Annotated in this window: 21 protein-coding genes; 12 read left to right on the forward strand and 9 right to left on the reverse strand. The window is 66.1% G+C overall.

Annotation, left to right across the window (positions count from 1 at the left end; genetic code table 11):
* The first annotated feature begins 231 nt into the window (after positions 1-231).
* The 4 genes from ACWDTF_RS06805 (at position 232) to ACWDTF_RS06820 (ending at position 4,352) form a co-directional block, all read left to right on the forward strand.
* The gene (locus tag ACWDTF_RS06805) at positions 232-1,473 is read left to right on the forward strand and encodes an MFS transporter (protein WP_449754154.1); all 1,242 of its coding nucleotides are present in this window, start codon (positions 232-234) and stop codon (positions 1,471-1,473) included.
* A 40-nt stretch (positions 1,474-1,513) separates the two neighbouring features.
* On the forward strand, positions 1,514-2,011 hold the full coding sequence (locus ACWDTF_RS06810) for an SRPBCC family protein (protein ID WP_240862307.1): 498 nt from the start codon (positions 1,514-1,516) through the stop codon (positions 2,009-2,011).
* A gap of 152 nt (positions 2,012-2,163) precedes the next feature.
* Positions 2,164-3,672 (forward strand): LVIVD repeat-containing protein, encoded by a 1,509-nt coding sequence (locus ACWDTF_RS06815; RefSeq protein WP_433259397.1) that lies wholly within the window; start codon positions 2,164-2,166, stop codon positions 3,670-3,672.
* Positions 3,669-4,352 carry a DUF305 domain-containing protein gene (locus ACWDTF_RS06820; protein ID WP_240862310.1) on the forward strand — a complete coding sequence of 228 codons (684 nt, stop codon included), beginning with the start codon at positions 3,669-3,671 and terminating at the stop codon, positions 4,350-4,352. Before ACWDTF_RS06815 ends, ACWDTF_RS06820 begins: the two co-directional genes overlap by 4 nt.
* A gap of 3 nt (positions 4,353-4,355) precedes the next feature.
* Here ACWDTF_RS06820 and ACWDTF_RS06825 read toward each other — a convergent pair whose 3' ends face one another.
* Complete coding sequence (locus ACWDTF_RS06825) at positions 4,356-4,853, reverse strand: HNH endonuclease (protein WP_240862313.1); 498 nt, start codon at positions 4,851-4,853, stop codon at positions 4,356-4,358.
* Positions 4,854-5,164: 311 nt separating this feature from the next.
* Between ACWDTF_RS06825 and ACWDTF_RS06830 the strand changes: the two genes are divergently transcribed.
* Positions 5,165-5,509, forward strand: a complete 345-nt coding sequence (locus ACWDTF_RS06830; protein WP_449754155.1) for a hypothetical protein — start codon at positions 5,165-5,167, stop codon at positions 5,507-5,509.
* A gap of 103 nt (positions 5,510-5,612) precedes the next feature.
* Positions 5,613-7,082 carry an acyltransferase gene (locus ACWDTF_RS06835; RefSeq protein WP_449754156.1) on the forward strand — a complete coding sequence of 490 codons (1,470 nt, stop codon included), beginning with the start codon at positions 5,613-5,615 and terminating at the stop codon, positions 7,080-7,082.
* On the opposite strand, the gene ACWDTF_RS06840 is transcribed toward ACWDTF_RS06835, so the two are convergent.
* The 4 genes from ACWDTF_RS06840 to ACWDTF_RS06855 all read right to left on the reverse strand — a co-directional run bounded on the left by ACWDTF_RS06840 (position 6,995) and on the right by ACWDTF_RS06855 (position 12,892).
* A complete protein-coding gene (locus ACWDTF_RS06840; RefSeq protein WP_449754157.1) occupies positions 6,995-7,996 on the reverse strand; it encodes an SGNH/GDSL hydrolase family protein in 1,002 nt (333 codons plus the stop codon). The genes ACWDTF_RS06835 and ACWDTF_RS06840 overlap by 88 nt on opposite strands.
* Positions 7,997-8,065: 69 nt before the next feature.
* Positions 8,066-8,917 carry an enoyl-CoA hydratase-related protein gene (locus ACWDTF_RS06845; protein ID WP_433257926.1) on the reverse strand — a complete coding sequence of 284 codons (852 nt, stop codon included), beginning with the start codon at positions 8,915-8,917 and terminating at the stop codon, positions 8,066-8,068.
* Positions 8,918-9,340: 423 nt separating this feature from the next.
* Positions 9,341-11,887, reverse strand: a complete 2,547-nt coding sequence (locus tag ACWDTF_RS06850) for an ATP-dependent Clp protease ATP-binding subunit (protein ID WP_355276784.1) — start codon at positions 11,885-11,887, stop codon at positions 9,341-9,343.
* A gap of 246 nt (positions 11,888-12,133) precedes the next feature.
* Complete coding sequence (locus ACWDTF_RS06855; RefSeq protein WP_240862325.1) at positions 12,134-12,892, reverse strand: VOC family protein; 759 nt, start codon at positions 12,890-12,892, stop codon at positions 12,134-12,136.
* A gap of 81 nt (positions 12,893-12,973) precedes the next feature.
* On the opposite strand from ACWDTF_RS06855, the gene ACWDTF_RS06860 reads away from it, so the two are divergent.
* Positions 12,974-13,882: a DUF5996 family protein gene (locus ACWDTF_RS06860; protein ID WP_240862327.1), complete on the forward strand. Its 909-nt coding sequence runs from the start codon at positions 12,974-12,976 to the stop codon at positions 13,880-13,882.
* 4 nt (positions 13,883-13,886) lie between these two features.
* Here the strand turns inward: ACWDTF_RS06860 and ACWDTF_RS06865 are convergent, their stop codons facing one another.
* Positions 13,887-14,489, reverse strand: a complete 603-nt coding sequence (locus tag ACWDTF_RS06865; RefSeq protein ID WP_449754158.1) for a TetR/AcrR family transcriptional regulator — start codon at positions 14,487-14,489, stop codon at positions 13,887-13,889.
* A gap of 69 nt (positions 14,490-14,558) precedes the next feature.
* Between ACWDTF_RS06865 and ACWDTF_RS06870 the strand changes: the two genes are divergently transcribed.
* Genes ACWDTF_RS06870 through ACWDTF_RS06880 form a run of 3 tightly spaced genes read left to right on the forward strand, consistent with a single transcriptional unit; the run spans position 14,559 to position 17,317 of the window.
* Positions 14,559-15,419 carry an alpha/beta fold hydrolase gene (locus tag ACWDTF_RS06870; RefSeq protein WP_433257921.1) on the forward strand — a complete coding sequence of 287 codons (861 nt, stop codon included), beginning with the start codon at positions 14,559-14,561 and terminating at the stop codon, positions 15,417-15,419.
* A gap of 57 nt (positions 15,420-15,476) precedes the next feature.
* Positions 15,477-16,001, forward strand: coding sequence for an RNA polymerase sigma factor (locus ACWDTF_RS06875; protein ID WP_449754159.1), 525 nt, complete (start codon positions 15,477-15,479; stop codon positions 15,999-16,001).
* The gene (locus ACWDTF_RS06880; RefSeq protein ID WP_449754160.1) at positions 15,998-17,317 is read left to right on the forward strand and encodes a VOC family protein; all 1,320 of its coding nucleotides are present in this window, start codon (positions 15,998-16,000) and stop codon (positions 17,315-17,317) included. Before ACWDTF_RS06875 ends, ACWDTF_RS06880 begins: the two co-directional genes overlap by 4 nt.
* Positions 17,318-17,340: 23 nt before the next feature.
* On the opposite strand, the gene ACWDTF_RS06885 is transcribed toward ACWDTF_RS06880, so the two are convergent.
* Complete coding sequence (locus ACWDTF_RS06885) at positions 17,341-17,739, reverse strand: winged helix-turn-helix transcriptional regulator (RefSeq protein WP_355276773.1); 399 nt, start codon at positions 17,737-17,739, stop codon at positions 17,341-17,343.
* A gap of 133 nt (positions 17,740-17,872) precedes the next feature.
* On the opposite strand from ACWDTF_RS06885, the gene ACWDTF_RS06890 reads away from it, so the two are divergent.
* Complete coding sequence (locus ACWDTF_RS06890; protein ID WP_449754161.1) at positions 17,873-18,739, forward strand: NmrA family NAD(P)-binding protein; 867 nt, start codon at positions 17,873-17,875, stop codon at positions 18,737-18,739.
* A gap of 18 nt (positions 18,740-18,757) precedes the next feature.
* Here ACWDTF_RS06890 and ACWDTF_RS06895 read toward each other — a convergent pair whose 3' ends face one another.
* On the reverse strand, positions 18,758-19,234 hold the full coding sequence (locus ACWDTF_RS06895) for an anthrone oxygenase family protein (RefSeq protein ID WP_355276769.1): 477 nt from the start codon (positions 19,232-19,234) through the stop codon (positions 18,758-18,760).
* A gap of 201 nt (positions 19,235-19,435) precedes the next feature.
* Between ACWDTF_RS06895 and ACWDTF_RS06900 the strand changes: the two genes are divergently transcribed.
* Complete coding sequence (locus tag ACWDTF_RS06900) at positions 19,436-20,677, forward strand: hypothetical protein (protein WP_449754162.1); 1,242 nt, start codon at positions 19,436-19,438, stop codon at positions 20,675-20,677.
* 92 nt (positions 20,678-20,769) lie between these two features.
* Here ACWDTF_RS06900 and ACWDTF_RS06905 read toward each other — a convergent pair.
* On the reverse strand, positions 20,770-21,082 hold a 313-nt coding region (locus tag ACWDTF_RS06905; protein WP_449754163.1), incomplete at its 5' end, for an ISL3 family transposase.

Genomic DNA, 21,082 nt, shown 5'->3' on the forward strand with positions numbered 1-21,082 from the left:
AGCGGGAGGGTCGCGCTCGCACCTCAGGCAGCGGGAGGGTCGCGTTCGCTCGTCAGGCAGCGGGAGGGTCGCGTTCGCACCTCAGGCAGCGGGAGGGTCGCGTTCGCTCGTCAGGCAGCGGGAGGGTCGCGTTCGCTCGTCAGGCAGCGGGAGGGTCGCGTTCGCTCGTCAGGCAGCGGGAGGGCCTCACGCAGCGGTGGACGGTTCGGAGTGCGAACTACCATCGAAATAATGACCACGCCCGAACTCCCGCGCAGTGCGGTGTTCGCGTCGTTGGCCAGTCACAACTACCGCCTCTACTTCGGCGGTCAGGCGCTGTCGCTGATCGGGACGTGGATGCAGGCCACCGCGCAGGCGTGGCTGGTACTGACGCTCAGCGGTTCGGCGTCGATCCTCGGGATCATCGTCGCGTTGCAAGCACTGCCGGTGCTGCTCCTCGGGCCGTACGCGGGGGTGGTCGCCGACCGCGTCGATCGGCGCAAGCTGATGATCGCGCTGCAGTCGGTCATGGGGATTCTCGCCGCCATCCTCGCGACGCTCGCGCTCGGCGGCTGGGTGCAGGTCTGGCAGATCGCGATCCTTGCGGTGTTGCTCGGACTCAACAACGCCTTCGAGAATCCGGCACGCCAGGCATTCATCCACCAGATCGTCGGCCACGACCTCATCCGCAACGCGGTCACGCTGAACTCGGTGCTGGTGAACGCGGCGCGAGCCGTCGGGCCGGCCACCGCGGGCGTCATCCTCGCGGCGGTCGGCGCCGGCTGGTGCTTCGCCATCAACGCGGCCAGCTTTGTCGCGGTCGTGGTGTCGCTGCTGGTCATGCGCACTTCCGATATCACCTACGAACAGCCGGTGGCGCGCGCCAAAGGCCAGCTCCGCGAAGGGCTCCGGTATGTCGGCGGACGCCCGACACTGTGGGTGCCGCTGGTGATGATGGCGATCGTCGGAACGCTGGCCTACGAGTTCCCGGTGTCGTTGCCCGTCGCGGCGAGCGAGGTGTTCGACGGAGGGCCGCAGGCGTTCGGGTTCATGACGTCGTCGATGGGGATCGGCGCGGTGATCGGCGGGCTGGTCGTCGCGGCGCGGGGCACCACGGGCCTGCGGACCTTGACCTTCGCCGCCTTCGGATTCGGCGTCACCATCGCACTCACCGCGCTGGCACCGACCCTGTGGCTGGCGATCATCGCCCTCTTCTTCGTCGGTTGGCTCAGCGTGTCGTTCATGTCGACGGGCAACGCCACCCTGCAGCTCGAATCCGAGCCCCAGATGCGCGGACGGGTGATGGCGTTGTGGTCGGTCGCCTTCATGGGGTCGACGCCGATCGGCGGACCAATCATCGGTGCGGTCAGCGAGTATGCCGGTGCGCGCGTCGCACTCGGCGTCGGCGCGGCCGCCTGCTTCGCTGCCGCCGCGATGGCGCTCCTGATGTATCGGACACGGACCCGGAAACCGGCTCGCCTGCAGCACATGTGAAGCTGTAGGCCCGCCGTACATCGAACAGAGGATTCGCAGCATGCGCTATCGCGATGCACCGACCGTCGAGGTGTCCGAACTGATCGAGGGATGCACCGTCGAACGCGTGTGGGACATCGTCGCCGACATCGCGCTTCCGACGCAGGCCGACGGTGAACTGGTGTCGGCGGAGTGGGTCGGCGAGCCCGCCGAGATCGTGGTCGGGGCGCGCTTTCGCGGCACCAACTCCGCAGAAGGACTCGGCACGTGGACTGCCGAATGCGAGATCGTCGAGGTCGAGCCGGGACGACGCTGGGTCTGGACCGCGGGTGGGCCCCAAGGTGAGCCGTGGTCCACCTGGGCGTTCGAGGTCGACGCGTCGTCGAAGGGTGCGATCGTGCGGCAGTGGGCCCGCCTTGGTCCGGGACCGTCACGGTTGTCGCAGGCCATCGAGGCGAACCCGCATCTGGAAGGACGCATCATCGCCCGGCGCATGGATGACTGGCGTCGTGGCATGCAGGCGAATCTGGACTGGGTGCGCGGCCAGTTGGTCAACTGACCATCCAATTCTCCCAATTGCGTCCGGTCGACCCGACCGCTCAGTAAGGTGACTTGGATCACGGCGGGCGAGTACCGGGGGATTCGATGGGGAATCGCACAAACACATCCTTGTTGCGTAGGCGCGGACCGCGCGTGCTGCGTTCAGTGGCGATACTGATAGTCGGTGCCGCGCTGGTGGCGACCGCGCTGACGGCGACACCCGCCCACGCAAGTACCCACTACTTCCCCGACATCTCCGAGGTCTCCGTCCCCAAGGCCGAGTGCGGCCCGGGCTCGCTGCCCGAACCCGGACTACAGGGCGACGTGAGTGCGGAGGACCGAAACTCCGGCCGCAGCCGACGCGGCTATCGCTGCAACATGACCAAGGTCGGCAACGTGCGCGGTGCGGGTGGTGGCATCGTGTCGGCCACCTTCGAGCATTGCAGCTACACGGGAAGTCTGTTCCCCGGCAACAACTTTGTCCGACAGCCGGGTGTGCAGGTGGTCGACGCGTCGAACCCCGCCCGGCCGCGCGTCGTCGGGTCGCTCACCGATCCCGCGATGCGCGGCGGCACGTGGGAGACGTTGAAGGTCAACAAGAAACGCAAGCTGCTGGCGGCGACCTCGGTTCCTCTGCTGTGGGGTGGCGGCTTCTTCGCCGTCTACGACATCTCCGACTGCGAACATCCGCGTCTGCTCAACCGCGGGCCGGGCGTGTCGACCCCGCTACCCTTCACCTCCCATGAGGGTGGGTTCTCGCCCGACGGTCGTACGTACTGGGCGTCGGGGATCTGGCCCGGCCACCTGTCGGCCATCGACATCTCCAATCCCGCTGTCCCTCGGGTCATCTGGCAGGGCCTGCACGGATTCCTGGGCCACGGCTTCGGCATGACGCCGGACGGGAACCGGATGTACATCTCCAACGGACTCGGGATCAACATCCTCGACACCCGCGCGATCCAGCGTCGGGCACCCTATCCGCAGGTACCGAGCATCGCGACGTACCTGTGGCCCGACGGACAGGTGAACCAACACACCATCCCGGTCACCTATCGCGGTGTGCCCTATATCGTCACGGTCGACGAACTCGGTTCCGGGGGAGTCAAGTTCTTCAACGTCACCCGGCCCAACCGGCCCGATTACGCCGCTCAGATCAAACTCGAGATCAACCTCCCGAAGAACCTCGACACCAACTTCCGGTCGGGCATGGGCGGCAGCGTCTTCAACAGCAATCCGCACTACTGCACCGTCGACCGTCCGGCCGACCCGACCGCACTCGCCTGCTCGTGGGAGTCATCGGGCATCCGCGTCTTCGACATCCGAAACATCAAGAGCATCAGGGAGATTGGCTACTACAATCCGCCGGCGCAGAAGAATGCCACGATTGCCGACCTCCCCAACTCGCCGCACGTCCTCGGCTCGATCTCGGGCGTGCCGGCCGTCGAATTCCTGAGTCTGGGGATGGCAATCCTGCACGGCAAGGTGTCGTTGCCGGAGATGATCGGTCCGCGCACCGGGATGGTCGTCGGCGGCGACATGGCCACCGACTGGTGCTTTTCGCCGCCCGAATGGCGCGGCAACCAGATCTGGACCACCTGCGCCGACGGTGGCTTCTACACCCTGCAGCTGAGCCCGCGCGTGTATACGCCACCGCCAAACCAGGATTCGACGATCGGATGAGCGCATCACGATGGTCGGGCGCGCTTCGGATTGCCGCGGCCGCCTCGGTCGCTGTGCTGATCCTGGCGATCGGCGCGGTGGCAGGCGCGGCCTGGCAGCAGTCCCGGCACAGCGATTCCGATGCGCCCAGCACCGTCGACGTCGGATTCGCCCAGGACATGTCGACCCACCACGACCAGGCAATTCTTATGTCACGCACCGCGTCCGGGCTGCCGGGCGTCGGCGCCGAGATCCGCGTACTCGCCGACCGCATGGTGCTCACGCAGAGCACGGAAACGGCAACCCTGCGTGGCTGGCTGCAATGGTGGGGCGAGCCACTCACGTCGGACACGCCGATGTCGTGGATGGGCCACACCGACCATGGGTCGCACGGACATGCTGCGTCGCAGGAACATTCGGGACCCGCGACCGACCAACCACCCATGCCCGGCCTGGCCAGCGTCGACGAACTCGGTCGGCTGTCGACACTGACCGGCCGGGCAGCGGAGATCTACTTCCTGCAGTTGATGATCCGACACCACCGCGGCGGCCAGGAGATGGCGCGGGACGCCTTCAACGACGACCGCGCGAGCACGGCCACCCAACAGTGGGCGCTCACCATGATCGGCGATCAGGGCAACGAGATCGGACAGATGACCCTGATGCTCAAGGCGCGCAACGCCGAACCGTTGCCGACGTGAGAGTCAGTCGGTCTTCCACCGCAGGGTGAACAGCTCCCAGACCTCTTTCTGGTCCGCCGCCCACGGGTCGTAGACGAACGGCGCATGGCGTAGTGCCATGCCCGCCTCGCGCGGGGTCCGGTCGGCCTTGAAACCGTTGCACGACCGGCATGCGGCAACCAGGTTGCCGAACGTGCTTCTCCCACCGCGCGACACCGGCACGATGTGGTCGACGGTGTCGGCCGGACCTTCGCAGTACGCGCAGATCCACTGGTCACGCCGCAGGATCGTCGGCGACGACGCGTAGGAGTCCATCGACTTCCCGGCGAACGGGCGGTAGGCGTTGCGCTTGATCGCGACCACCTTGTGGATCGGGAGCGTGAGCGTCGGCGAATGCACCACCCGGATCACCGGGGTTCCCTCGACGTTTCGGGCCACCTCGGTGGTCAGCAGCACCGCCGCGCGGCGCCAGGTGACGCGCGCCAGGATCTGTAATCCGGCGTTGGTGACGAAGATGGTCATGGCTTCTCCTCGAGACGATGGCGAACTGGTCGGTGCGCCAACGATTCGGGATCAGCCTGGAATGACGATCCCGAGATCCTTGGCGCTCGGGACGGGGCGCAATGCGGTACACGTGAGTCCGTGACCGGGTTCGCGGTCCCGATAGCTCCGGGTTCCGACGATGGTCATGTGCGCCACCTCCTCTCGCTGGGGTCGGGTTTCATGTCTTACCGACGACGATAGTCGCCGCAACGGGTGACGGTAGTGCGACGTGCGGGTCAGAGCCAAGTGAATTTCTCCGGTCGGATGCCCGCGCGACCTATCGTCGAGGCATGACCGACGAGCGCCCGCGGCGCGTTGTGGACCTGACCGCGTCGATCGTGATCTGGTTCTGCCACGTGCTGCTGGCCGTCGGGGTCTTCGGCCTCTCCGTTCTGACGACTTTCGGGACGGACGCGTGCGCCTACGAGGCGTGCGGTAGTCCCCGGTGGATCGATGCGGCAATCTGGACGGCCGCCGTCGGCAGCCTCGCGCTGCTGTTGGCGTCGGCCTTGGTCATCAACGCGCGAGGACGCGCGCGACGCCTGGCGTTTCCGTTCGCCCTGATCGGATGTGTTCTCGAGGTCGCACTGGTGCCCGTGGTGTTCGCTATCGCGAGCAATGCCGGGCCGCTGTAGCAACACCTCGACGTGTCGCACGTCACCCAACGTGATCCTCACAGGTAGTGGGAGTACCCTCTGCGCGGGACCCGGACCGAGAACCGGCCGGGATCGGCACGGAGTGGAGGCGATCATCGTTACCGAGCGACCAGCAACGGTCACCGAGGATTACCTCGACCCCGACGAGCGAGACGACCCCAAACCGGCGGCCAAAACGCGCAAGCCCGACAAGCACCTCTACCAGATCGACTTCGTCCGTCTGGTGACCTTTGCGTCGGTCATCCTCGACCACGTCATCCTCAACATCCCGCACATCGTGAACATGTCGACCGGTGCCGTCGGGTTGATGATGCGCTACACCCGGTACTCGTTCTTCGCGCTCACCGGTTTCGTCCTGACGTATCAGTACCGCGACCGCGAGCTGAAGCCGCTGACGTTCTGGCGTCGCCGCTACAAGCTGATCGGACTGCCGTTCGTCACCTGGAGCCTCTTCTACTGGGTCTACGGCCGCTACCTGGTCGGTGGCTGGTCGAACGTGGCGTCGAACTTCGAATCCGCCGAGTCCATCAAGTTGGCGATCAAATCGATCTGCTACGACCTGATCACCGGAAACGCGTGGTACCACCTGTACTTCCTGTCGGTGAGCATGCAGATCTACCTGGTCTTCCCGGGCATTCTGTGGGTGCTCCGGCGTACGTGGGGCTATCACCGCTACCTGCTCGCCGCGAGTTTCGCTTTCCATCTCTGGCTGATCTATGCGATGACCAGCCCGCCGATGCAGTTCATCCCGGCCGGGGTGCACGTGGCGCTGTCGAAGCATCTCGTCGCGACGATCATCCCGTACCAGTTCTTCATTCTCGCCGGCTGCGTCGCGGCGATGCACTACCCCGCGTTCCAGGCCTTCATGGTCAAGTGGCGCAAGGTGATCATTCCCGCGGGTATCGCGGTGATCGCGGCGACCATCGTGTACTTCGTCAATCAGGTCGACCTGGGTATCAGCATCGAACGCGCGTCCAACGTGTTCCTCGTGCACAACGTCTTCGCCTATATCGCGGTGATCTTGATCCTCTACTGCCTGGGCACGCTCTGGCAGGATCGTCGACGCCCCGGATCGGTGGCCGACGGGTTCATGCGCACCGCCGCCGACCGGTCCTTCGGCATCTACCTCGCCCATGCCCTCGCGCTGAGCGCGCTGATGCCGATCATCCGGGAACACGCCGGTTCCGCGCCCTGGCCGCTGCTGCTGCTGTCGTTCCTCGGCACGGTGGTCCTGACGGTGTTCATCGTCGAGGTGCTGCGTCGGAGCCCGATCAGCCTCATCACCACCGGCCGCAACCGGCTCGACTGGCGTCAGCAGAACGCGGGACGGTCGCTGATCGTGGGCATCGTCGCGATCGGCATCGGCGTCGCCGTTCGCCTGGTGATCGAGCCGCTCACCGGGAACCTGATCATCGCCACCGCCGCACTGCTCGTCGTCTCCGCTGTTGCGGTGTTCTGGCGACGTTACCGGGACGGTAAGGGCGACCGGGACGTCACCGGTGCAGATACCACGACACCGCGCGCCAAGAAGTCGGTCACCGTCGAGGGCTGACTCAGCGTCGCCAACACGAGGTCGGCGACCGCGGCCTTGCCTCGGGCGTTCGGGTGATAGGACACGCCACCCTGGCCGAAGCCGTTCACCCAGGGAGTCTTCGAACAGACACCGTGATCGACGCCGGCTTTGGACGCGCGGACCAGGATGGTGCCTGACGCCGCAGCTGCGCGGGCGGTCGCGGCGGTCATGGCGTCGTACACCTGGCGTGTCGAGGCCACCTGCGCGGGAGTCAGCGGCAACCCGGGGCAGGTCCGGTCGTCACGCCCGAGCACCGGCACATAGTCGACGAGTACGACGACGGCACGCGGGGCACGCGCCCGGACAGCCGCCACGGTCTCGACGATGGCCCGCTCGACGGCGACATAGGCCTGCGGCGTCGGATCGGAACGAACCGAGTGAGGCCGGGTGCAGCTCTTCGCCGTCAACGGATGAATGCGCGCAATGTCGACGTTCGCGCAGCTAAGGGCGAGCAGCCTGGACATGTAGTCGAGGTCGTTGCCGCCGGTGGTGATCGTGACCAGGCGGGTGTCGGGCGTGACCGCGGCGATCTGCGGCTCGCGCAGCGAACGCTGCGGCACCCGCAGGATGTTGGACGTCCGCGAACCACTGCAGGAGACATCCGTCAAACGCATGTCGGTGGCGTCTGCGACCTGATGCGGGTAGTTGTCGGCCGATCGTTGGCACACGGTCCGCAGGCCGCGCACCTCCGGGCCTGCCGCGTAGGAACTGCCCAGCGCCACATACTTGCTCAGCGCGAAGACAGACAGGACCGGTGTGTCCGAACCCGACGCGGTGGACCGCACCGGGTAACTCGGCTCGGGCATCACCGCTGAACCGGGAATCATCACCGCCGCCGCCGCAATCACGGATGCCACGATGACCGCAGCGTGCGACCACCGGTGACGACTCATCCAGCCAGTGTCACATATCGCCGACGCCCTATCCCGACAACTCCCCCGAACCGCACGGGGTGGCGTTACTCACGACCAGATGTCCGGCAGGTCCTTGGCGACCGACATCGGGAAGTTCGGGGGGCGCTTCTCCAAGAACGCCGTCACCCCCTCGTAGACATCCGCCGACTGGCCGCGGTAGTAGATCGCCTTCGAGTCGGCGACGTGCGCATCCATCGGCGACGGCGCACCGGCCATGCGCCACAACAACTGTCGCGTCAGCGCGACGGAGACGGGAGCACTGTTGGCGGTCATCTCACGGGCCACCGCGATGGCCGTCGCGAGCACCTCGTCCTTCGGTACGACCTGCTGAATCAGTCCATGTTCGAGCGCCTCGTCGACCGACACCATCGTGGCGCCCATCGTCCACCGGAGAGCGGTCGGCAATCCGACCAACCGGGGCAGAAACCAGCTCGACGCCGCCTCGGGCACCAATCCTCTTGCGGCGAAGACGAATCCGAACTTCGCGTCGTCGGATGCGATGCGCGCGTCGGCCGGCAGGGTCATGGTCACGCCGACCCCGGCCGACGGACCGTTGACCGCCACCACGACCGGCTTGAGCGACCGGAAAATCCGCAGCGACAGTCGGCCACCCTCGTCGGGCGGAACCTCGTCGGTGATCGACGACGCGTCGAAGGTGTCGGCGCCACCGCCGAGATCGGCTCCGGCACAATAGGCCCGGCCGTTCCCGGTCAGCACGACCGCCCGCACCGAGTCGTCGGCGTCGGTCTCGTCGAAGGCGTCGATCAGCGCCTGCCCCATCTGCATGGTGAACGCGTTGAGACGATCAGGGCGATTGAGGCGGAAGATCGCGATCTCGCCGTCGCGTTCGACGATGACGGGTGGGATGTCGGAATTCTCGGTACGTGATGGCACCCACACAACCTACTCGATGACCGAACGAACGTTCCGTCGATCGTGAATCCCGGCGTTGGCGAGCCCATCCGCTCCCTGAGCGTGGATCCGTGGAGGGTTTGCATCTGGGCCTCAGATTCCGCTGCCTGAGGTGCGACGAGCGCTAGCCGCCGGGCTGAGGAGCCCCGTGCGAGGTACGAGCATGGAGCGTCTCGAAGTCGAGGAGCCTCGAAGGCCTGGTGACGGCTGCTACCTGGTCAACCAATTACCCTGTCTCACTAGCCCTTCGAGGCTCTCGGCTAGCGCCTCGAGCACCTCAGGGAGCGGTAGAGACTCCTGAGGGAGCGATGGGTGCACTCGACGCCCGGTCAACGGTTTGGGACGCCCGGTCAACGACGACGGCGGCGCCACCCATCAGGTGACGCCGCCGTCGTTGGTTGAACTCGTAGGTCAGCTCGCGTCGGACCCGCCGTCGGCGGCCTTGGTCAGCTCGACAGGGGCGTCGGGCACCGCGCGCGGCTTCTCCGAACCGGTGAAGGTGAACTTGGCATCTTCACCGTCGTCCTCGCCGTCCCAGCCTTCGACGTCGACCAGCACGATCTGGCCGGCGGTGATCTCGTTGAAGAGGATCTTCTCCGAGAGCTGGTCCTCGATCTCACGCTGGATGGTGCGACGCAACGGCCGGGCACCGAGCACCGGGTCGAACCCGCGCTTGGCGAGCAGTCCCTTGGCCCGGTCGGTCAGCTCGAGAGCCATGTCCTTGTTCTTCAGCTGCGTCTCGACGCGGGCGATCATCAGGTCGACCATCTGGATGATCTCGTCCTGAGTCAGCTGATGGAAGACGATGACGTCGTCGATACGGTTGAGGAACTCGGGCCGGAAGTGCTTCTTGAGCTCGTCGTTGACCTTGAGCTTCATCCGCTCGTAGTTCGACTGCGAGTCGGCACCCTTGGTGAAGCCGAGGCCCACCGCCTTGGAGATGTCGCTGGTGCCGAGGTTCGAGGTGAAGATCAGCACGGTGTTCTTGAAGTCGACCGTGCGGCCCTGACCGTCGGTGAGACGACCATCCTCGAGCACCTGCAGCAGCGTGTTGTAGATCTCCGAGTGCGCCTTCTCGATCTCGTCGAACAGCACCACCGAGAACGGCTTGCGGCGCACCTTCTCGGTGAGCTGGCCGCCCTCTTCGTAGCCGACGTACCCGGGAGGGGCACCGAACAGACGCGACGCGGTGAAGCGGTCGTGGAACTCGCCCATGTCGATCTGGATGAGCGCGTCGTCCTCGCCGAACAGGAAATTCGCCAGCGCCTTGGAGAGCTCGGTCTTACCGACACCCGACGGTCCGGCGAAGATGAACGAACCCGACGGACGCTTGGGGTCCTTCAGGCCGGCACGCGTGCGGCGGATCGCCTTGGACACGGCCTTGACCGCGTCCTCCTGGCCGATGATCCGCTTGTGCAGCTCGTCCTCCATGCGGAGCAGACGGGTGGTCTCCTCCTCGGTGAGCTTGAACACCGGAATACCGGTCCAGTTGCCCAGAACCTCGGCGATCTGCTCGTCGTCGACCTCGGCCACGACGTCCATATCGCCACTGCGCCACTGCTTTTCGCGCTCGGCACGCTCGGCGACGAGGGTCTTCTCCTTGTCGCGCAGGCTGGCCGCCTTCTCGAAGTCCTGCGCGTCGATCGCGCTTTCCTTCTCCTTGCGGGCGTCGGCGATGCGCTCGTCGAACTCGCGCAGGTCTGGCGGTGCGGTCATCCGGCGGATGCGCATGCGTGCGCCGGCCTCGTCGATGAGGTCGATCGCCTTGTCCGGCAGGAACCGATCGTTGATGTAGCGGTCGGCCAGCGTCGCCGCGGCCACGAGTGCACCGTCGGTGATGGACACACGGTGGTGGCTCTCGTAACGGTCGCGCAGACCCTTGAGGATCTCGATGGTGTGCTCCACCGACGGCTCGCCGACCTGCACCGGCTGGAACCGGCGCTCGAGGGCGGCGTCCTTCTCGATGTACTTGCGGTACTCGTCGAGAGTGGTCGCACCGATGGTCTGCAGTTCGCCACGGGCCAGCTTCGGCTTCAGGATCGACGCGGCGTCGATCGCGCCCTCGGCAGCACCCGCGCCGACGAGCGTGTGCAGCTCGTCGATGAACAGGATGATGTCGCCGCGGGTGTTGATCTCCTTGAGCACCTTCTTGAGGCGTTCCTCGAAGTCACCGCGGTAGCGGCTGCCGGCCACCAGCGACCCGAGGTCGAGGGTGTAGAGCTGCTTGTCCTTGAGCGTCTCCGGCACCTGGCCGTTGACGATGGCCTGCGCGAGACCCTCGACGACGGCGGTCTTGCCGACGCCGGGTTCGCCGATGAGGACCGGGTTGTTCTTGGTGCGGCGGCTCAGCACCTGCATGACCCGCTCGATTTCCTTCTCGCGGCCGATGACCGGGTCGAGCTTGCCCTCACCGGCGGCGGCGGTCAGGTTGCGACCGAACTGGTCGAGCACGAGCGAGGTCGACGGGGTGCCGGACTCGCTGCTCCGACCGCCCGTGCCCGCCTCCTGCGGCTCCTTGCCCTGGTAGCCACTGAGCAGCTGGATGACCTGCTGGCGGACCCGGTTGAGGTCGGCGCCGAGCTTGACCAGCACCTGTGCGGCAACGCCCTCGCCCTCGCGGATGAGACCGAGCAGGATGTGCTCGGTGCCGATGTAGTTGTGGCCGAGTTGCAGCGCCTCACGCAGCGACAGCTCGAGCACCTTCTTGGCACGCGGAGTGAACGGGATGTGCCCCGACGGCGCCTGCTGTCCCTGGCCGATGATCTCCTCGACCTGACTGCGGACACCTTCCAGGGAGATCCCGAGCGACTCGAGTGCCTTGGCGGCCACGCCCTCGCCCTCGTGGATGAGACCGAGCAGGATGTGCTCGGTTCCGATGTAGTTGTGGTTGAGCATCCGCGCCTCTTCTTGGGCCAGAACCACAACCCGTCGCGCGCGGTCGGTGAACCGTTCGAACATTGTTCTCCCTCACATTGCTAGCGCCCCGGCCGCCGTGGGTGTGACATGGTGCACTGACACGTCGACCAGCCTGGTTCCACTCTAGTGGTCGTCGGGTGTACACCTACAGTCAACGTCTGTCCAGATGACGTCGAACACCGGGTGCGGCGGGGATCTGGCTCATACAACCGCCCAGGCCAGCGCGGTGTTCCCCATCTGATACGCCCAGAGCGAACGGATCGGTTCTCCGCCCCGAGATCCGCAGCGTCAGCCGTGCAGTACCGCGATGACGTTGCCCGACGGGTCGGTGAACCACGCGATGTCGGGTCCGCCGTGTTCGCCCGACCGGACGATCCCGCGCTCGTCGTGGTCGAAGCCGTCGTAGCGCAGGAACTCGACGCCCTGGGCGGCGAGTTCGTCGACCGCCTTGTCGAGGTCGTCGACCGGGAGGTTGAGGACCGTGTAGCCGGCCGGCGTGTGGTCGGGCTTGGGGTAGGCCATGACCGTCGTCTGCCGGTTGATACGAATGCCGAGCACGCCCATCGGGAAGCGCAGCACCCGCATGCCGAGCACGTCCCGATAGAACGTTTCCGCGGCCTCGAGGTCGCCCACGGCGAAACCACTGAATGCCAGGTTCGGCTCGCTCATCTGGGCTTCGCTCTCGTCGGAGAGACGCAGGATCTGCAGCCAGTTGCCGTCGGGATCTTCGACGGTGCCGAAGAGATTGCCGTCGCGGTCCTCGAGCGGACTCACCCACGCGGCCCCGAGTTCGTCGAGCCGTTTCGCGGTTGCGCTCGGATCGTCGACCTCGACGTTGAGGATGGCTCGCGCGCCGCCGGGGTTGGGCCCGGACACGTCGTCGCGCTTGTCGAACATCAGGTAGAAGCCGTCGAGCGCGACCACCTGATAGCCGTCGTCGCCGGGGGTGGACTCCACTTTCGCCTCGAAGGCGGTGGCGTACCACTGCGCGAGGCGGGTGGGGTCGTCGCTGGACAGGAGCATGGAGTTGATCGTTGCGGTAGCCATGTCAGTGCTGACCGTTCCGGACCGGAGAACTCATCGGAATGCGACGATCGAATTCAAGCAACCAGGAGGTGCTCTTCCACGATGACATCCAAGACGAACTCCGCGTGGCCCGAGATCCCCGTCGCCGAGTGGGCCGACACTCGCGACACTTTTCAGCTGATGACGCAGATCGTCGGCAAGGTGCGCATGGTCAACACTCCGCGCATGAGTCACTGGTGGAATGTGACGCTGTATGTGACGGCGCGCGGCCTCACCACCGCACTGATCCCGCACGGCAGCACGTCTTTCCAGATGGACTTCGATCTGATCGACCACCAATTGGTGGTGTCGACGACGTCGGGTGAGAAGCGATCGCTGAAGCTGGAGTCGCGACCGGTGGCCGACTTCTACCGAGATGTCATGGCGATGCTCGACGATCTCGGGTTATCAACGGAGATATGGGAAATGCCGGTCGAGATCCCGGGCGCGATCGCCTTCGACGAGGACCGGGAGCATGTGGCCTACGACCCAGACGCCGTCCATCGCTTCTGGCTTGCGCTGGTTCAGATCGACCGGGTCTTCGAGATCTTTCGCGCGCGCTTCATCGGCAAGGTCAGTCCGTCCCACTTCTTCTGGGGCGCAGCCGATCTCGCGGTGACACGATTCTCCGGCCGAGAAGCCCCCAAACACCCTGGCGGAGCACCGAATTGCGGCCCAGAGGTGATGTGGGAGGCCTACTCGCACGAAGTGTCGAGCGCGGGCTACTGGCCCGGCCCCGACGGCGAGGGTTACTTCTACTCCTACGCCTATCCGGAACCCGAGGGCTTCACGGCCGCTCCGGTGGCGCCGTCGTCGGCCTATTTCGACGCCGGCCTCGGCGAATTCCTGTTGCCCTACACCGCGGTTCGAGAAGCCGACGATCCCGACGCAGTGCTGCTCGACTTCCTGCAGAGCACCTACGAGATCGCCGCGGATCTGGGCGGGTGGGACCGAAAGAGCTTGGAACGCTGAGCAATCAGACCACGAACGCGTCGATGATGCGATCCATCACGACGAGCATCTCCTCGGTGGCCTGCTCCCGATCGTCGGCGGCGGCGACGTAGAGCGCCGACTCGTCGAGCGCGCCGATGGCCACATGCGCGATGGGGCGGGTGGGCTGTTCGGCCACCTGCCCGAGCTCGATGGCGGTCCGGATCAGTCCTTCTAGGAGCGCGAAACCGAACTGCTCCCCCCGCGCTCGCCACTCCTGCCAGCCCAGGACCGCGGGCGCGTCGACGAGCCCGATGCGGTGTCGGACGGGTTCGGCGAACACCTCGAGAAACGCCCGAACGCCGACCTTGAGAGCCGCGATCGGATCGGTCGGCGCGAGTTCTGCCATGGACTCGGCGCACAGCGCCACAACCTCCTGCTCGAGCTCGTCGAATACCGCGGTGAACAGGCCCTTCTTGTCGTCGAACTGGTGATAGAGAGCACCACGTGTGACGCCTGCGCGCTCGACGATCGCCTGCGTTCCGACGTCGGCGTAACCGTGTTCGCCGAAGAGTTCGCGGCCGGCCTCGATGAGGGCCGCACGGGTGGCGGCGGTGCGCTCCGCCTGCGTCCGACGGTTGACTTTCATACAGCCTGCACGTAACTTTCATACCGAGTGTTTGTAACTGAACTCATCAAGCCTACGACGGAGGCCACCATGCCGACCATCGAACTCGCCACGGCAACCATCGAATACGAAATCTTCGGACCGGAGGACTCGCCCCATCCGCCGGTGGTGTTCGTACACGGGGTGGTGGTCGACGGTCGGATGTGGGCCGATGCGGCGCAAGGCCTGGCCGACGCTGGATTCCGTTGTTACGCACCGACTCTTCCACTCGGCGCGCATCGCATCCCCTGGGGACCAGACGCTGATCGCACGCCGGTGGGGGCGGCCCGGTTGATCCGCGAGTTCGTCGACGCTCAGGGCCTCACGGACCCGACGATCGTCGGCTGCGACACCGGCGGCGCGCTCTGCCAGTTCGCACTGGATCAGGACCCGGATTTCGCCAGCCGCGTAGTGTTCACCAATTGCGATGCATTCGAACAGTTTCCGCCGCAGCCGTATCCTGTCGTCTTCGCCCTGCTGACCCGGCCCGGCCTCACCAAACGGCTCGTCGGGCTCCTGCACCGTTCGACGGCGCTTCGCCATTCGATCGCCGGCTTCGGACTGCTCGTCACCGACCCCGATCCCGAGCTGTCCGCGTCGATCCTCGATCCGTTGCGCAGCGACGAACGAATCCGCGACGACCTCGCCGCCTTCCTGCGCGCCATCGACTCGTCCGAACTGGCCGCGATCACGCCTCGATTGTCGAAGGTCGCGGTACCCGTGTCCGTCGTCTGGGGCACCGCCGATCGCGCGTTCCGGCCGAAACTCGGCCGCCGTCTGGCGTCGGTCTTCGCCGACGCCACCTTCACCGAGGTACCCCGATCGCGCACCTTTGTCGCGATGGACCGTCCGCAGGCCGTGGTCGACGCCGTGGTCGAGATCAGCGCACGGCAGGTGCCGCGTCGGCCCTGACGAAAAAACTTGCGCGAAGGGCGTCGGGTTTTGGGCCCCACGAACGACGATAAGGGTGTGAGCGGTCAATCCGGCGGTGCTGATGCGCTGCTATCGGTCTACGACGAGGCACTTCCCTCGGTGTACGGCTACGTCGTGCGGCGCTGCGCCGACCGCGCGGTCGCCGAGGACGTGACCTCCGAGACCTTCCTCGCCGCGATGGACACCGTGCGCAGAGATGCGTCGGCGGTGCCGTCGACGCCCTGGTTGATCGGAATCGCGCGGCACAAGTTGGCCGACCACTGGCGGCGGATGCAACGCACACCGGAGCCGGTGGACGAGCTACCCGAGACGACGGATGACGATTGGGATGCCCATCTGGATCGGATGGTTGCCCATCACACGTTGGCGACCCTCGGACCGGCCCACCGCGCGGTGCTGACGTTGCGCTACGTCGACGATCTCCCGGTCGCCGACTGCGCGCAGATCCTCGACCGCACCGTCGGCGCCACCGAGGCACTGCTCACCCGGGCAAAGCGCGCGTTCCGCGCGGCCTACCCGGAGAACGAATTCCAATCGAGCCGGAGAGGAGGTCACGTATGAACAACACCGAGTTCCCCGACACCAGCGGCGATCCGCTGCGCATCCTGCGCGGTGTCGACAGCGGATTCGACGACCCGGTCGCGCCGGACGCCGCATTCGCTGACGCGTTGCGTGATCGCCTCCGTCGCGGCGCGACCCTACCCGAAGGAGTCATCATGAGCACGACCGTCGAAACAGTTTCAGCACCAACTCAATCCGAGCCGGTCGTCGAACGGCCGGGAGCACTGCCCTACCTGACCGTCGCCGACGCCCGTGCGGCGATCGACTGGTATGTCGCCAATCTCGACGCCCGACTCCGTGGTGAGCCGATCGTCATGGAGGACGGCACCATCGGGCATGCCGAGCTCGAGATGGGCGGCGGCGTGGTCTATCTTGCGGGCGAGTTCGCCGACATGGGTTTGCGTGCACCGACTCCCGGGCATGTCTCGGTGAGTCTGATGCTGGCCGTTGACGATACCGACGCAGCGGTCGCGCGGGCCGGACGTGGCGGTGCGTCGGTGACGCGGGAACCCTACGAGGGCTACGGAAATCGGACCGGCACCATCATCGATCCGTTCGGACATCGGTGGATGCTGACGGGACCGTCGAAGAGCGCTGTCACAGCGTCGGACCGTATTGCGCAGGGCGACCTCGTCTACATGTCCTTGCAGACGCCGGACGCCGCGCGGGCCGCGCGCTTCTATCGCGCAGTCCTCGGCTGGGAGTACGACCCGGCGAGCCGCCAGGTCACCAACCTTGGTCACCGCCTGGGCATTTCCGAGGCCGGCGACTACGGGAACAACACCTTGTACTGCGTGTACGCCGTCGACGACTTCGGGTCGGCGCGTGAGGCGATCATCGCCGCCGGCGGTGCGGTCGGCAGCATCGACGAGGTGTCGAGTGATGGCGCTCGGGTACTCGACGCCGTCGACGATCAAGGAGTCCGATTCTCGGTGCACGTGCCGGACCCGGCGGCGCCGCGATCGCCGCAACACCCGCGAGGCATCGGCGAGATGTCGTACCTGACCGTGCTCACTCCCGACAGCGCCCGTCTGCGGGCGTTCTACGGCAGCGTGCTCGGATGGGAGTTCCATCCCGGGCGCATCGACGACGGCTGGGAGGTCGACGACGTCCGCCCGCAGATCGGCATCGGCGGCGGTGCCGACACGTCGGTCGCGGTGCCGATGTGGATCGCCGACGACGTGGAAGCGGCGGTCGAGCGTGTACGAGATGCGGGTGGTCGGGTCATCGACGAACCCCAGCGCGCACCCTACGGCGTCACCGCCCGCTGCGCCGACGACCAGGGCGCCGAGTTCTACCTCGGCCAGCTCTTCTGACCCACCCCACCCCCGTTGACGATTCAGTGGGTGTCGTCGTAAGTGCCTTGCGCGTCCCGGACATCGGCGACGTGGGCTTCGACGAACTCGATAAGCCCGAGCAGTCGGTCGGCCACCTCGCGACCGGTCGGCGTCAACGAATACTTCACCTTGGGCGGGATCGTCTGCAGCACATCACGATTCACGAAACCGTCGCGTTCCAATGACTGCAGGGTCACCGACAGCATCCGTTCGCTGACGCCGTCCACTCGACGCCGCAGCGCGTTGAACCGCAGATCACCGTCGGCGAGGGCCGCCAGCGCGAGGAGACCCCACCGACTTGTGACGTTGTGGAGGATGTCGCGCGACGCACAGTCACGGGCGAAGACGTCGGCAAGCAAGGCGGGATCGGGAATCCCGTCGTCGTACGCCGCGTCTGTCATGACCTGCATTCTATGCCAGCCACACCCTAAGCGCTAACTCCTACACTTGCACTGTACTAATAGTAAGTGCATGCTGCTAGAGAACCACTAATGGCCGGCGCCTCGACGCGTTCGGCGATACGGAAGGAAACGCATGACCACATACGCAGTGACCGGAGCAAACGGCGGACTTGGACGCGCGACGATCGAGGCACTGATCGAACGAGGCGTCGCGGCGTCCGACATCATCGCGATCGTCCGCGACGCAGGTCGTGCGCAGCACTTGTCCGACGCGGGCGTGACAGTGCGGGTCGCCGACTACGACGACGCGGCAGCGCTGTCGGCCGCACTCTCCGGCGTCGACCGACTGCTGTTGGTGTCGGGCTCGGAATTCGGTAGTCGAGTTCGCCAGCACGGCAACGTGATCGAAGCCGCGAAGGCCAACGGCGTCGACCTGCTCGCCTACACCAGCATCCTGTACGCCGACACCTCGCCGCTCAAGCTTGCCGAGGAGCATCTCGCGACCGAGCACATCCTGGCCGACAGCGGGGTACCCCACACCTTGCTGCGCAACGGCTGGTACTGGGAGAACTACGTCGGATCAGCTCCGGCGGCGATCGAGTCGGGCACGCTGTACGGCAGCGCTGGTGCCGGACGCGTCGCGGGTGCCGCCCGTCGCGACTACGCCGACGCGGCCGCAGCCGTCCTCATCGCGGGGACCGTGGGAGCGGTGTACGAACTCGCCGGCTCCGAACCACTCGACCATCCCGCCATCGCGGCGGCCATCGCCGAGGTGAGAGGAAAGCCGGTGCGGTACCAGGACATCCCCGAATCCGCGTACGCCGAGGCGCTGGTCGGGGCAGGGCTACCGGCCCCCGTTGCAGCCATTCTCGCGGACTCCGATGCCGGAGTGAGCCGTGGCGCCCTCGACTCCACGTCGACCGACCTCGCCGACCTCCGCGGGCGCCCGAGCGCGTCACTCAAGCAGGTGCTCGCCGAGTCCCTCGTCAGCGCACGCTGAACCGTTTGGGACGCACGGTCAACGGGCGGCGATGAGCCCGGCCACCAGCGTCGCGAACGCGGCGACGGTGGCGACCGCGCGGATGACGTTCCATCGCACCCATTGCGTCGTGAAATCAGCCCATACGGCGGCGACCTCACCGCCCGACACATCACCGGCAGCAGCGAGCCGGTCGTTGGCCGGCACGTTGACGATCGCGGTGATGAGCAGGCCCACCACGATAAGCACCACCGCTGCGACGATCCACCACCGTAGGTCGCTTCGCCAGAACGCCCAGATGCTCAGCGCCCCGAATACCAGTGGGCCGAGGAAGATCACGGCGAACACCGGATTGAGGATGGCGACGTTGATCCGCTGCATCGCCGGCACGGCCGACACCGGACCGGCACGATCCAGACCCGGCATCACCGCGTAGGCGAAGGCCGCCAGCAAACCGGCGCTGAGCCCGGTGGTGACCACCGTGATACCGAGGAGTGCATCCCTGACTGAGTTCATGGGTTCATCCCACACCCGCAACGTGAGACGATCCATGGTCGTGGAGCGCAGAAACATAAGCCAGAGTCTCGGCGAGTCTCCGACACCTCCCCGACAGGGTCGTGACCACACAATGATGATTGACTGATCGGCATGCCCAACCGATCGTGGATCGCCACTGTCCGTCGGCGTCTACCGTTTGGGATCGGGACTGTCGTTGGCGTGTTGTGCGTGGTGATGGTGGTGGCCGCCGGCGTCGTGCTGGCCGGCGCTCCGGAAGATGACGACACCGAGTACGGGTACGGGCTCTTGCGCGACTATCGGAACAATCCCGACGTCTCGTGGACGCTCACCGACGCCGACCTGCCCGGGCATTCGGGCGTTGGCACCATCGACGTAGCCGACACCTTCGGCGACACTTGGCTCCTCGCCTACCCGAACGGTCTCGGCCGGGCCTTCATGGCCATCGACCGCCGCAGCGGAAAGCCGTTGTGGAAGCAACCGGTTCGAGCCGGACTGGGCGACTGCGCATTCACCGACACCGGACAGATCGGATGTGCAATCGACCTGGGCGACCCACCCGAGCCCGGCTTCCACCTCATCGGTGACGACGGCACCCCATCGTCGACGACGGATCTCGACGACACCGCAGTGGTGTTCGGTGTCGGCCCGAACTTTCTGCGTATCAACAAGTTCAAGTACGAGGTCAGCCTGATGACGCCGACCGGTGCGTCGCTGTGGACCAAACGATTCGCCAACGCCGTCCTCACCGACGAGGTACAGATCAGCGGCAGCGTGGTGATCGTCCCCACCACCGACGGCAGCCAGTACGCACTTCGACGCACCGACGGGCAGGAGCACCTCACCTGCGGCCAATGCCAGATGACGCTGTACCCGGGCGGACTCGTCGTCGAGTACAGCGAGGCCGCCAACGAGCGGGTGTCGACGTTCGCCATGCCCGACGTCCGACTCGACGCCGATCCCGTCAACACGATCCCGGGCGTCCGCGTGATCACGGGGCCGTCGACCAAGCCGGTCCTCGAGAGCAGTTCGACGGTTTTCGACACCCACGGCACCTACTCGGTGCGCGATCCGGCGAGCGACGACGTCTGGCAGGTCAATGCTCCCGAGGCATCCAAATCGGGGGCCCGCCCGTGTGGTCCGCTGGTCTCGCTGGCGCGCAAGGACGGCTCCCGCGTCACTTTCGCGCTCACCGACGGAACCATCCTCGGCGAGATGCCGCCACCCGACTTCCGCGACCCCGACAGCAACATCGGCTACCTCCGCTGTGTCGGCGCCTCGGCCGACCTGATGGTGTTCGGCAACGCACACCGACTCAGCGCGTTCGCACCGGACGGCCGGGTCGCGTGGACGATCGGTCTGAGCAGCGGCGCGGCGTCGGTGGTCGACGGCTATCTGGTGCTGACTCAGGGCACCACGCTGTCGCTGCTGAGTCCTTCCTGAACCCGGCGGCTACTGCTTTCAGCCTCCTGAACTGGGGAAACACGACGGCGTCGTGCCCGCAAAATCTAGGGGAAGAACTTTCGGCTCTTCTGTCATGGATGTGGGTGGGTGTGGGTGTGGTATGGGAGTTCGAGGGTGACCGGTCCGCAGGCGAGCAGGATCATGGCGAGTGCGTTTTCGGCGGTGCGGAATCCGTAGGCTCGGCGGGTGATCAATCGGACTTTGGTGTTGAGTCCTTCGTGGGTTCCGTTGGTCAATCCGCGGTCCACGGCAGCGGCGATGCCCTCGAGGTGTGCGCGGATGGTGGTGCCTACTCTGACGAACTCTTTGATGCGGCAGCGCTGGGCCCAGCCGCACCATTTGCCGAGCATGTCGATCACCTCAGCGTTGTCGAGGTCACCGGCA

The sequence above is a fragment of the Gordonia sp. NPDC003422 genome, assembly GCF_053588675.1.